Source organism: Psychrobacter sp. TB67 (assembly GCF_000511065.1).
Classification (GTDB): domain Bacteria; phylum Pseudomonadota; class Gammaproteobacteria; order Pseudomonadales; family Moraxellaceae; genus Psychrobacter; species Psychrobacter okhotskensis.
In genome coordinates, this window is record NZ_AYYA01000044.1 from 71448 (window position 1) to 84180 (window position 12733).

General features: G+C 43.0%; 10 protein-coding genes. 6 read left to right on the forward strand and 4 right to left on the reverse strand.

Translation table 11 applies throughout. The features are described 5' to 3' along the window. Positions 1 to 47: 47 nt before the first annotated feature. The 5 genes from W293_RS0106555 (at position 48) to W293_RS0106575 (ending at position 4547) form a co-directional block, all read left to right on the forward strand. Positions 48 to 812: a ribonuclease domain-containing protein gene (locus tag W293_RS0106555; protein WP_101211763.1), complete on the forward strand. Its 765-nt coding sequence runs from the start codon at positions 48 to 50 to the stop codon at positions 810 to 812. A gap of 1 nt (position 813) precedes the next feature. Continuing rightward, complete coding sequence (locus tag W293_RS0106560; RefSeq protein ID WP_025651674.1) at positions 814 to 1161, forward strand: barstar family protein; 348 nt, start codon at positions 814 to 816, stop codon at positions 1159 to 1161. Positions 1162 to 1278: 117 nt separating this feature from the next. Further along, positions 1279 to 2553 (forward strand): sodium/glutamate symporter, encoded by a 1275-nt coding sequence (gltS, locus tag W293_RS0106565; protein WP_025651675.1) that lies wholly within the window; start codon positions 1279 to 1281, stop codon positions 2551 to 2553. Positions 2554 to 2757: 204 nt separating this feature from the next. Beyond that, entirely contained in the window at positions 2758 to 3495 is a 738-nt protein-coding gene (locus W293_RS0106570; RefSeq protein ID WP_025651676.1) for an FRG domain-containing protein, read from the forward strand. Next, entirely contained in the window at positions 3492 to 4547 is a 1056-nt protein-coding gene (locus tag W293_RS0106575) for a DUF262 domain-containing protein (RefSeq protein WP_025651677.1), read from the forward strand. The genes W293_RS0106570 and W293_RS0106575 overlap by 4 nt, the downstream gene beginning before the upstream one ends. A gap of 69 nt (positions 4548 to 4616) precedes the next feature. On the opposite strand, the gene glyA is transcribed toward W293_RS0106575, so the two are convergent. The 3 genes from glyA to W293_RS0106595 form a co-directional block, all read right to left on the reverse strand. Then, a complete protein-coding gene (gene glyA / locus W293_RS0106580) occupies positions 4617 to 5873 on the reverse strand; it encodes a serine hydroxymethyltransferase (RefSeq protein WP_025651678.1) in 1257 nt (418 codons plus the stop codon). A 345-nt stretch (positions 5874 to 6218) separates the two neighbouring features. Further along, on the reverse strand, positions 6219 to 6713 hold the full coding sequence (locus W293_RS0106590; protein ID WP_025651679.1) for a chorismate--pyruvate lyase family protein: 495 nt from the start codon (positions 6711 to 6713) through the stop codon (positions 6219 to 6221). A 112-nt stretch (positions 6714 to 6825) separates the two neighbouring features. Continuing rightward, entirely contained in the window at positions 6826 to 8214 is a 1389-nt protein-coding gene (locus W293_RS0106595) for a GNAT family N-acetyltransferase (protein WP_025651680.1), read from the reverse strand. 691 nt (positions 8215 to 8905) lie between these two features. Here W293_RS0106595 and W293_RS0106600 point away from each other — a divergent pair. After that, positions 8906 to 11125 carry an NADP-dependent isocitrate dehydrogenase gene (locus tag W293_RS0106600; RefSeq protein WP_025651681.1) on the forward strand — a complete coding sequence of 740 codons (2220 nt, stop codon included), beginning with the start codon at positions 8906 to 8908 and terminating at the stop codon, positions 11123 to 11125. A 318-nt stretch (positions 11126 to 11443) separates the two neighbouring features. Here the strand turns inward: W293_RS0106600 and icd are convergent, their stop codons facing one another. After that, on the reverse strand, positions 11444 to 12703 hold the full coding sequence (gene icd / locus W293_RS0106605; RefSeq protein WP_025651682.1) for an NADP-dependent isocitrate dehydrogenase: 1260 nt from the start codon (positions 12701 to 12703) through the stop codon (positions 11444 to 11446). Positions 12704 to 12733: the final 30 nt, after the last annotated feature.

Below are 12733 nucleotides of genomic sequence, written 5' to 3' on the forward strand. Positions count from 1 at the left end.
GTTTTTTATGAGTTATAAAAACAGGAAGCTTAGAGGACGACATACTGATGCAAAGTGGCAAAATCAAGCACTGGAACCAAGATAAAGGCTATGGATTTATCGATGTGGACAATCAAAACGAAGACGTGTTTTTTCATGTGAGTACAGTGCGCTTGTCACAGCCCATCAGCGAAGGCCAACGTGTCTATTTTCATAGTCAGCGTAATGACAAAAACCAATTGCGCGCCACTGAAGTCACTTCCAACGACTTGAGTATTTTAGAAACCTCAGACATCACACCTGCTGCCCGCTCCTCCAATAATACTGAACGAGACCGCCAGCAGCATAAACGCCACACGACTCAAAATAATAATGTTAAAAAGAGTCGTGGTCATCAAAAGAAAAAAAGCCCGCTCTCGACTTTATTTAGTTTGATTGCGATCATAGCGGTAGCGGTTTATTTCTTTGCCGATCTAAAATCCACCCTTCTTGCTGACAATGCTCAGTCGACGCCCATATCACAGACTTCCTCTATAGCAGCGGGTCAAGCACAGACGTCAGCCATTACTGGTGATGCACAGATTGACACTACCATTGCGCTGATAAAGCAAGGCGGGCCGTTTCCCTATCCAAATAAAGATGGCACGACGTTCTATAATCGCGAAGGCCTACTACCTGCTCAGTCGCAAGGCTACTATCACGAATATACCGTCCCTACCCCTGGCGTTTCTCATCGCGGGGCGCGGCGCATTGTCACCGGTGGCAACCCGCCGACCATTTATTATTTGACGGTGGACCATTATGATAGCTTTAGCAAACTGGAGGTGAATTAAGATGAGTGACGCCATTTATTATATTGACTCAGCCAACAGCGAGCTTAACGACATCGCTTTTGTTCCTGCACACGCTATCGACATTCCACTCGATGAGGTGCTTGATAAGCGCGCACTTTTAGTCAGTTTGGCTAAAGCCTGTGATTTTCCTAGCTACTTTTCGCATAACTGGGACAGTGCATGGGACTGCTTAACCGATAGCGAGGTCACGCAGTTAAAGCTTGATTTAACAAGGGTAAAAAACATAAATACTGAAGACTTTACTATATTTAAAAGTATCATCGAAGATGCGTATAGAGATTTTGGTAAGCCGCAGTTATGGATTGTGGTATCGAGTAAAGATAAATAATTTGGGGTGTGTCATCGATGACATGCTTTAGTGCCTTATTGAAAAAACCTAAATGTAAGACAGCACTGATTCTGTCCTACATTCAGGTTAATTTATATTTGTAAAAAGGATCAACTCATGGAAATTACTTTAAATGGATATTACACGCTGATCTTGGCAACGTTCGTGCTATTACTCGGACGTTTTTTGATTAAAAAAATCAAGGTATTAGAGGATTTTAATATTCCAGAGCCTGTCGTGGGTGGCTTGGTCGCCGCGATGATTGTTTACGCGCTTAACTTAATTTGGGGCTACAGTTTCAACTTTCATCAAGGTCTGCAAACAGCGACTATGCTGATGTTTTTTGCCTCTATTGGTCTCAGTGCCGATTTTGGACGACTAAAAGCCGGTGGTTCGCCATTATTTATTTTCACGGTTGTGGTCTCGGTGTTTATCATTTTGCAGGACGTCGTTGGCGTCGCGATGGCGAGCGCACTGGGACTCGATCCTTTGCTTGGACTGGTGACTGGTTCTATCGCGCTCACTGGTGGGCACGGTACGGCAGGGGCTTGGGGCGTGGTATTAGAAGAAGAGTATGGCGTGGTCGGTGCGACGACACTTGGTATCGCTGTTGCCACTTATGGCTTGGTGGCCGGTGGTCTCATTGGTGGACCTGTCGCTCGTCGCTTGATTCAACGTCTTGGTCTAAAACCGACTCCGGCTAATCCAAACCCAAGCGATGTCGAAAAACTGGCTGGCGAACAGTCGTTATACAGCACCAAACATACCGAAGATGGGGATCATAGACAGGAAGAGATGTTTGAAAAACCTGATAACATCCGCCTTATTACCGCCTCATCTACGATTGAATCATTAGCACTGTTTGCGGCGGCCTTAGCTTTCGCCGACATAATGACCATCGTCGCAGAAGGCACTTGGTTCCAACTGCCAACGTTCGTATGGGCGCTAGCGGCTGGGGTAATTATTCGTAACTCGTTAACTATCGTCTTCAACTTTGATATGTTTGACCGTGCTATCGATGTCATTGGTAATGCGTCCTTGAGTCTATTCTTGGCGATGGCGCTGTTATCATTGAAGCTCTGGCAGTTGACTGACTTAGCGGGCCCTGTGCTGATTATTTTGCTGGTGCAAACCTTGATTATGATTATCTATGTTTACTTTATTACCTTTAGAGTCATGGGTAAGGACTACGATGCGGCCGTGCTGTCAGCGGGTCATTGTGGTTTTGGTATGGGCGCAACCCCGACGGCGATTGCCAATATGCAGGCGGTAACGGATCGCTACTTGGCCTCGCCTAAAGCGTTCTTAATTGTGCCGATGGTTGGTGCTTTCTTCGTTGATATCGTCAACGCGACGATCTTGCAGATATTTACCAAGTTGCCGTTTATGTAATTTTATAAGCAATAAAGTCGAATTAACCTGAATAAGGCTGGGCTACGCTATCGTAGCCCAGCCTTTTTATTGGTTATTCAGGCTTCCTTAGATCTAGTTTTACCTTCACTGAAGTAATATTTTTGTTAACACTCAAAGCTTATAGGATATACTGATAACAGAGCATTGAATCTAAACAAAGTTTTATAGAAATCTGGAAAAAACATGGAAAAAGAAATTACATCAATTGGCAGCTTAATTGAAAACTTAAACCAAGATATTGGTGATTACGATGAAGATGTATGGTTTAGAGGTGAGGCTTGCTTTGATTGGAAGTTACTACCTGGAATATTTCGTAGCAGTAAGAAAATAAGCGAAGAAATACTACTAACTAGGTTTAAACAATCCGCATCAATGCTTATAGATACGAGTCCTAAGAGCGATTTTGATTGGATGTTTTTAATGCAGCATTACGGAGTGCAGACTAGATTGCTAGATTGGTCTGAAAGTGCTTTAGCTTCTCTATATTTCGCAATATCTGAAGAAGACCACTTACTCAGTGATGGTACTCTTTGGATGCTTAAGCCCATCGAGTTAAATAAACTTGCAAATATTGAGGATGAAAATAAGTATTATATTCCATCTTTTGATGATGTTCATCTTACAAACTATGGAATCCAAAGCTTAAGAAACTCTCGTATACAGATGAATCCTATTGCGACAATAGCTACTAGAAATAATGCTAGAATTCAAGCTCAACAAGGCGTTTTCACTATTCATCATTTAAAAGATAAGCCACTTGAAGATTACTGCGACATTAACCAACAAATTTTCAAATATAAGATACCTAAAGAGAGTAAGTTGAGATTAAAAAAAGAGTTAGAGCTATTAAGCTTTAATAGATTTTCTCTTTTCCCAGAGCTTTCTAGTATTGGACTATTACTTAAGGATAAGATGAAATGAGTTATATTGAAACAAGCCCTCTGCAAAACACTACAATTTTAAGAGTTTTTTCTGAAAAAGATGAGATTGAAATATCACCAGAGTATCAAAGAAACGGAAGCGTTTGGACTCTCGAGAAGAAAAAGCTTTTGATTGACTCGATTCTTAATGATTACGATATACCTAAAATATATTTTCATAAATTCACTAGAGAAGAAAAAAAAGAAACAGGGAAACAATACTCTATTATTGATGGTAGACAGCGGTTAGAAACTATTTGGTGGTTTATGGATAATGGTTTTCCATTATCTGATGACTTTGAGTATCAAGATGATGAAAGTCTAAAATTAGCTGGAATGACCTATCAAGATATAGCGCAAAAACATCCAAAAATAAAAATAAAATTTGATTCTTTCGTTCTACCTATAATAGGTGTTAGCTCTGATGATATTGACTTAATTGAAGATATGTTTTCTAGACTTAATGAAGCTGTGCCCTTGAATTCTGCTGAAAAAAGAAATGCGTTTGGGGGAGCTATGGTATCGGCCATTCGTGAAATCTCACAACATCCATTATTTATTAAAAAGGTTAAATTCAGAAATTCACGGTATCAACACATGGAAGTCTCTGCAAGATTTCTACTTGTTGAAACTTCAAGTCATGAACACAATAAATTAATTGATACTAAAAAAGTATATCTAGATAGTATGGTCAAAAACTATAAAGAAAGATATGATGAGGTTTCTTGTTTCCAAGCTAACGTAACAAGTGTCTTAGAAAATATGAACACTGTTTTTTCTGATAAAGATGACTTGCTGAGAACTCAAGGTATTATGGTTGTTTATTACTTACTGTTTAAAAAATCCATTCAATTAGGTAAAGACATTCGAAGAGTTGAACTCTATGAGTTTGATAAATCAGTCAAAGATAATAGAAAGCTTGCAGAAATAAAATATGAAGATGCTGACTATGATTTACTTGAATATGACAGGCTTTCTCAGCATGGTACCAATGATGTTTCAAACATTAGAGAAAGGTTGAGAATACTCTCCGAATATCTCAATCTTGATTAACAAAAAAACCGCCTAGCTATGCAGCTAAGCGGTTTTTTCATTTGAAACTTAAAATTCGATAATTAATACTTACTGATTTTTAGCATAAACTGGTAATTCTTTACAGATGGCTTCTACTTTACCGCGCACTTCAGCAGCCACTTTTTCATCGCCACGGCTGTCTAGCACGTCACAAATCCAACCTGCCAACTCGCCCGCTTGTGCTTCATTGAAGCCACGAGTGGTAATCGCTGGCGTACCGATACGGATACCAGACGTCACGAACGGCGATTTTGGATCGTTTGGTACAGCGTTTTTATTCACAGTGATATGCGCATCGCCAAGCCATTTGTCCGCTTCTTTACCGGTCATTTCTTGCTTGACTAGGCTGATAAGCATGAGATGGTTTTCAGTACCGCCAGAGATGATTTCATAACCACGCTCTTGGATGACTTTTGCCATCGCTTGGGCGTTTTTAACCACTTGCTGCTGATAGGTTTTGAAGTTATCTTCTAGCGCTTCTTTAAAGCAAACCGCTTTTGCCGCGATGACGTGCATCAACGGACCGCCTTGGTTACCTGGGAATACCGCAGAGTTTAACTTTTTAGCAAGCTTCTCATCACGAGCCAAAATCATACCTGAGCGTGGACCACGTAGGGTTTTGTGCGTTGTAGTCGTGACCACATCCGCAAATGGTACTGGACTTGGGTACACGCCACCAGCAATAAGACCAGCCACGTGTGCCATATCTACCAGTAAATACGCGCCTACTTCGTCCGCGATTTCACGGAAACGCGCCCAATCGACCACTTGTGAATATGCTGAAAAACCAGCGATAATCATTTTTGGCTTATGTTCTTTTGCCAAACGCTCAACTTCGTCATAATCGATAAGGCCAGTGCCTTCGACCAAGCCATACTGTACGGCGTTGTAGTTCAGACCTGAGAAGTTAATGTGCGCGCCATGCGTCAAGTGACCACCAGCGTCTAGGCTCATGCCTAGTACCGTGTCATTGGCTTCAAGCAAGGCTAAAAATACCGCAGAGTTTGCTTGGCTACCCGAGTGTGGCTGGACGTTGACGTACTCAGCACCGAACAGCTCTTTTGCACGATCAATAGCCAATTGCTCAACCACATCGACGTGCTCACAACCACCGTAATAGCGCTTACCTGGATAACCTTCAGCGTATTTGTTGGTAAGGTCAGTGCCTTGTGCTTCCATCACTGCTTGCGAGCAGTAGTTTTCAGAGGCAATAAGCTCTATGTGATTTTCTTGACGAACGCTTTCTGCGGCCATGGCTTCAGCAAGTGCTGGATCAAACTCTTTGATAGAAATATCTTTAAACATAGTGATGTCCTAGGTAGTGGCTATCGTTAATGGTAGTGTTTATGAAAAAGAAGCGAGTAGTAAAAGGAGGTAAAATAGGCAAGCAAAGGCAATTGGCCTTGTTATTAACTCGTCCATTATAGGCAATAAATTCGACATATAAATGCATCGATATCATCGCTAAAGATTAAGTGTAACATGAAAATTTGTACTGCGAGCGCAAAAAAACCTCACAGCAAGCTGAGCAGTTTAAATGGCGATATCACGCAGATAAATAGCCAATAAAATAAAGTATTTACTGGCGGCTCACCCATACGGTTAAAAAAATATTTTTATTAATATCCTAACTTATATAGTAGCGCGTGCTCATTTTAAAAATGAAGCTAAAAACGTTTCGCTAATCAGTAGCGTGCGCCCATACCAATCATAACGTGTTTGTCGTTGCCAGCCTGCGCCCGTGTGTTGGATAAAGCGCTGATTGGGCAAAGTACGACTGCGCTTAAACAACACATATCCGATGGGCGTGCCTTTTAACTGTTGCAGACGACGGGCGCGCCCTTTGAGACTGGGTAACGGAAAGATACTCTGTGCCTCGACCCATGGTTGCTCATCATTACCATATAACTGCACGTCACGTATCCACGCTAGTAAGGGACGATTCAGCGCTGAACCTTGCAGTCCTAATTGTCGTTTTTGTTGCAAGGTTAGCGCTCGAAAGCCCTCAAAACTGCGTTCTACTCGTAATGGCTGCCCTGCTCTTTGTTCCAACATCGCAGTCAGAGAGCCTTCGGCATTAAGCCAAGATACCAGCTCAGAGGGCGGGGTAAAAGTGGCAGGACTAGCAAAAAGATTACTGGGCATAGTTAACGGCCTAATAGTGAGAATTTAAAAAGTAAACGGCTGCGAGTGTCTGTGAATAAAGCAATGTTAATAAAAGTGAGATTAATAAAAGCAGCAGTAATAATAACGAGCATTAACGATTGATATCAAAGTCTGGCATATTATCGGCGTTAAACGGTAATGCCTCAAATGCCTGCTGACGATATTGCGCCATATGCAAGCGATCTTTTGCACAAAAATCGCTAATCGCTGGCACAAAGCGCGCATCATAAATACGGTGGATAGAGTGAGTGGTCGTTGGAATAAAACCGCGAACCAGCTTATGCTCCCCTTGCGTGCCCGGATCAAAATACCTTAAGCCTTGCTCGATAGCAAACTCAAGCCCTTGATAATAACAAAGCTCAAAGTGCAAGCTATCATACTCACCGAGCGCGCCCCAATAGCGGCCGTACAAGGTAGCATTATCATCAACATTATCGCTGTCCGCTTTATCGTATAAGAATAAGCTACTTGCGATGATTTCACCATCGGCATCCATGGCTTGCGCCAACATGATGTGCTCAGGCATGCTGTCGGCTAGCGCCATAAAAAAATCAAGGGTCAAATATGGCTTTTGCCCACGTACCGCATAAGTCATCACATAACAATGATAGAACGCTTGCCAGTCTTCATCCGTGATGTCGTTACCACACTTACGCTGACAGCTAATGCCTTGCTCGCCGACCTTGCGACGCTCAGCCCGAATAGTCTTGCGTTTTTTGGCTTTTAATGTCGCCAAGAATCCTTCAAAATCCATAAATAGCTGGCTGTCTTGGCTAAGGTTTTTATTTTGCCATAAAAACTGACAACCTTGACGCTCAAGTATCGGCATTTCAATGATAGTCGTAGTAGGAGTAGCGATAGGCGAGCCAATAGGCTTGCTCGCTAAGTCATTCTTTTGGGCGGCGAGCGCTTTTTCTATATCAATCTTAGTCGGCATAGAGTTGATAGCAAGCGAGGACAGCTCATCTGTGACAAACAATCCATGCCAGCCCGACGCGCCTACTTGCTGGGCGACATCATCAACGCCAGCAATCGCCGTCTTTATAATGTCTGCAGTTAAGCTCTCGCCTTCTGCTAACCACAAGCGCTGTCCGGTAATCGGGGTGTAAGGGACACTTGTCACCAGACGTGGGTAATAATCGAGACCGTATTGAGCATAAGCTTGTGCCCACGAATGGTCAAATACAAACTCACCTTGATGATGACCTTTTATGAACACGGGCATGACGGCTACCGGATGCGTTATGTCTGCCAGTGCTGCCTCTGTCAACTTAGCCGATTCTGCTACAGCATCATTCTGAGTACCCTCTACCCGATGTACCAAGATATAAATAGGTAGCCAGCCTGCTCGCTCACCAATTGCGCCAGTATCACTAAGCGCTTGCCAAAAATCAAATGACATAAAAGGAGTATCTGGCGCTTGCCACTGTGCTTGGCTCTGCCAACTGGTATCACTGAGTAGCGCATATTGTAAAGTCATAGTACCCACACTGTTTTTTCTTAAGGGTTTAGCCTACCAAATATCAGCGCTTTTGCTGTCACAATTTGCAAAAATAGCCATATTTCTTGAAAATTACGTAGCACGCCTTAATATCAAAATAGCATAAAAAAAGCCAGCCACACGAATGTAGATGACTTTACGAAACTAGCCGTACTATTTTTAATTGAGCGCTTTCAGCTAATGAGCACACTATTTTTATGAATGATAGGGTGAACGATATATCTATTAATTGCTGTTACCTGATGACTTAAAAAACAGGGTTTAAAGAACGGTAATTGTATAGAAAAGATGATATCAACGCTCATGACTGGTAGAATAAGGCTATTATTAGCTTAATATAATTTGTATACATGAGATATGAATAAAAATAGTACAATTGGTTCATTATGCGAGATTGACATCGCCTTGGATCTATAGTGGGTCAACTATAATCTGCTGTTAGTCAGCCAGTTTTGTGTAGAGAATCACAATACTGTCTCAACGTACTATTTTTAGTTTTGATTCACCACAGTTAGCGACAGAAATTTTTAAGTTGCCTTGAGGCTCTCCAAAAGATTACTCATGTTACATTTGCTCCAAGCATGGCCCACTATCGCAGAGAGTCTCTATAGAAGCACCCATTGATTTAAGCATTAATATTAACTACAGCCTAAAGGGATACACTACTATAATGTCAAAAATTATTTATACAAAAACTGATGAAGCCCCAGCGCTAGCAACCTTGTCCTTCTTACCTATTGTCAAAGCCTTTACCCAAACCGCAGGGGTTGAGGTGGAAACCACTGATATCTCTGTTGCCGCGCGTGTGTTGGCTGAATTTCCAGAGTATTTAAGTGAAGAGCAGCGCGTTCCTAATAATCTAGCTGAGCTTGGTCGATTGACGCAAGATCCTGACACCAACATTATCAAACTGCCAAATATCAGTGCTTCTGTTCAGCAGCTAAAAGCCTGTATCAAAGAACTACAAAGCAAAGGCTTTGCTATCCCTGACTTTCCAGAAGATCCAAAAACCGACGAAGAACAAGAAATTCGTCATCGCTATGGTAAAAGTCTAGGCAGTTCGGTCAACCCTGTACTGCGCGAAGGCAACTCAGATCGCCGTGCGCCGAAAGCCGTTAAGAACTTTGCGCGCAAGCATCCGCATTCTATGGGCGAGTGGAAGCAATGGTCAAGTACCCACGTATCACACATGCACAGCGGTGATTTTTATGATGGCGAACAATCGATAACTTTAGATAAAGCCCGTAACGTGCGTATGGAGCTGTTACTTGAGGATGGTACAACGAAAGTATTGAAGCCAAAAATTGCGTTGCTTGATAAAGAAGTCATTGACCTGATGGTCATGAGCAAAAAATCGCTACTAGAGTTTTATGAGCAAGAAATGGAAGACTGCCGCGAAGCTGGTATCTTGTTTTCACTGCACGTAAAAGCCACTATGATGAAGGTTTCGCACCCTATCGTGTTTGGACATGCGGTTAGAATTTATTATAAAGATGCATTTGACAAGCACGGTGCTTTTTTTGATGAATTAGGCATTAACGTCAACAATGGTATGGCTGATCTATACGACAAAATCTCTACTCTGCCATCCTCTAAACGTGAAGAGATCGAGCAAGACTTGCATGCCTGCCAAGAGCATCGCCCACGTCTAGCGATGGTTGACTCTTCAAAAGGTATCACCAACTTCCATTCGCCAAGTGACATTATTGTCGATGCGTCAATGCCTGCGATGATTCGTAATGGTGGTAAAATGTGGGGCGCTGATGGCAAACTATATGATTGCAAAGCCGTCATGCCAGAGTCTACCTTTGCCCGTATTTATCAAGAAATGATCAACTTCTGCAAATGGCATGGCAACTTTGATCCAACCACCATGGGTACGGTTCCTAACGTAGGCCTCATGGCACAAAAAGCAGAAGAATATGGCTCACATGACAAAACCTTTGAGTCTAGCGCTACCGGTATCGCCCGTATTGTAGATATTGATACCGATGAAGTATTGCTTGAAAAAGATGTAGAAAAAGGCGATATCTGGCGCATGTGTCAAGTCAAAGATGAGCCTATCCAAGATTGGGTGAAACTTGCCGTTCGCCGTGCGCGTGAGTCAGATACTCCCGTCATCTTTTGGTTAGACCCGTACCGTCCGCACGAGAACGAGCTAATCAAAAAAGTTAACATGTATTTGAAAGACCATGATACTGACGGTCTGCACATTGAAATCATGTCACAGGTGCGCGCCATGCGTTATACCTTAGAGCGCGTCGCTCGCGGTCTGGATACTATCTCTGCCACAGGTAATATTCTACGAGATTATCTCACTGACTTATTCCCAATTCTCGAGTTAGGAACCAGTGCTAAGATGCTATCAGTCGTACCATTAATGAAAGGCGGCGGTTTGTTCGAAACTGGCGCTGGTGGTTCTGCACCCAAGCACGTTGAGCAGCTGGTAGAAGAAAACCATCTACGTTGGGATTCATTGGGTGAATTTTTAGCCTTGACGGAGTCATTGGAGCATTTGGCCAAAAACGATGACAATGCTAAAGCGCAAATCTTAGCAGATACGCTCGATAGAGCCACTGAAACGTTGCTGCTAAATGACAAATCACCGTCACGTAAAACCGGTGAGTTAGATAACCGTGGTAGCCATTTCTATCTGGCGATGTACTGGGCTCAGGAGCTGGCCACACAAGACCAAGATGCAGATCTTAAAGCGCAATTCGCCCCGCTAGCGCAAAAGCTTGAGAGCAATGAAGACGCCATTATTAAACAGTTTAATGATGCTCAAGGCAAAGCGGTAGACATCAAAGGCTACTACTTCGCAGATGAAGCATTGGCTGAAAAAGTCATGCGTCCAAGCACCTTATTCAATGAAGCGTTGGCATCGTTGTAATAGATTTAACTGGCTAGCCTTAAGTAACGTTACTTCTTTATACTTTTGCAGCTAGCGTCAGTTAAAAACAATAAAACACCCCGCAGCTCGATAGAGTTGTGGGGTGTTTTTTATTGTCTGTAGATAAAAAGGTAATAGTGCTTATATAGGGTCTGTGCAGACAGAGGCGACAAAAAATTGATATCAGCAGTATCGTAGCGATTCTAAAATTCCTTGACCATAGTTATAACATCAGCATAAAAAAATCACCTACATGATTGTAAATGGCTTTTTCAACAGCTTATATTAAATTGCTTTTAGCTCATCATAAAGCGATGACTAGGCATCCATGTGCTTAATGATTGCTTTACCAAACTCAGAAGTGCTGAGCAAAATAGCATCAGGCATCAAACGCTCAAAGTCATAAGTGACCGTTTTATTAGCGATAGCGCCTTGAATACCATTGATAATGAGGTCAGCGGCTTCTGTCCAGCCCATGTCACGTAACATCATCTCAGCCGATAGAATCAACGAGCCGGGGTTTACTTTGTTCTGACCAGCATATTTAGGCGCAGTACCATGAGTCGCTTCATAGACAGCGATTGCGCCGCCTTTGTTGGCACCCGGTGCAATACCGATACCGCCCACTTCAGCCGCTAGGGCATCAGAGATGTAATCACCGTTTAGGTTAAGCGTGGCGACGACAGAATAATCGGCAGGACGCATCAGAATTTGCTGCAAAAAGGCATCAGCAATGACGTCTTTGATAATGATGTCATTACCCGTTTTTGGGTTTTTCATCGTCATCCAAGGGCCACCATCTAACAACTCTGCATCGAAGCGCTCTGCGGCTAATTCATAGCCCCAGTCTTTAAACGCGCCTTCGGTGAACTTCATGATATTGCCTTTGTGCACTAAAGTCACACTCGGCAAATCGTTATCGATAGCGTGTTGAATGGCTTTACGCACTAGACGCTGCGAGCCTTCTTTGGATACAGGTTTGATGCCAATGCCGCAGTCATCGTCGAAACGAATCTTCGTCACGCCCATCTCTTCTTTTAAGAACTTGATGATTTTCTTCGCGTCATCACTGCCCGCCTTCCATTCGATACCGGCATAGATATCTTCTGAGTTTTCGCGGAATATCACCATATCCGTCAGCTCAGGATGCTGCACGGGGCTTGGCACGCCTTCAAACCAGCGAACGGGACGTTGGCATACATAGAGGTCAAGCTCTTGACGCACAGCGACGTTTAATGAGCGGAAGCCGCCGCCTACTGGCGTGGTTAATGGCCCTTTGATACTGATCACGTAATCTTTTAAGATCTCTAGCGTTTCGCTTGGCAGGTAGTCACCATCATAGATTTTGGCCGCTTTTTCGCCCAAATACGCTTCCATCCAAATGATGGACTTTTTGCCGTGGTAAGCTTTATCAACTGCAGCATCAACCACCTTGACCATGACCGGAGTGATATCTACCCCAATTCCATCGCCTTCAATGAAGGGAATGATGGGATGATTGGGGACATTCAACGATAAATCAGCGTTGACGGTTACTTTTTCGCCGTCTCTAGGTACGATAACCTTATCATATGACATGGATAAAACTCCTTGGTTGTATGTTGGATG

Coding starts and splice junctions, on each gene's coding strand:
- W293_RS0106560 (WP_025651674.1), top strand. CDS start 814: ATGAGTGACGCCATTTATTATATTGACTCAGCCAACAGCGAGCTTAAC.
- W293_RS0106575 (WP_025651677.1), top strand. CDS start 3,492: ATGAGTTATATTGAAACAAGCCCTCTGCAAAACACTACAATTTTAAGA.
- glyA (WP_025651678.1), bottom strand. CDS start 5,873: ATGTTTAAAGATATTTCTATCAAAGAGTTTGATCCAGCACTTGCTGAA.
- W293_RS0106555 (WP_101211763.1), top strand. CDS start 48: ATGCAAAGTGGCAAAATCAAGCACTGGAACCAAGATAAAGGCTATGGA.
- W293_RS0106595 (WP_025651680.1), bottom strand. CDS start 8,214: ATGACTTTACAATATGCGCTACTCAGTGATACCAGTTGGCAGAGCCAA.
- W293_RS0106570 (WP_025651676.1), top strand. CDS start 2,758: ATGGAAAAAGAAATTACATCAATTGGCAGCTTAATTGAAAACTTAAAC.
- W293_RS0106600 (WP_025651681.1), top strand. CDS start 8,906: ATGTCAAAAATTATTTATACAAAAACTGATGAAGCCCCAGCGCTAGCA.
- gltS (WP_025651675.1), top strand. CDS start 1,279: ATGGAAATTACTTTAAATGGATATTACACGCTGATCTTGGCAACGTTC.
- icd (WP_025651682.1), bottom strand. CDS start 12,703: ATGTCATATGATAAGGTTATCGTACCTAGAGACGGCGAAAAAGTAACC.
- W293_RS0106590 (WP_025651679.1), bottom strand. CDS start 6,713: ATGCCCAGTAATCTTTTTGCTAGTCCTGCCACTTTTACCCCGCCCTCT.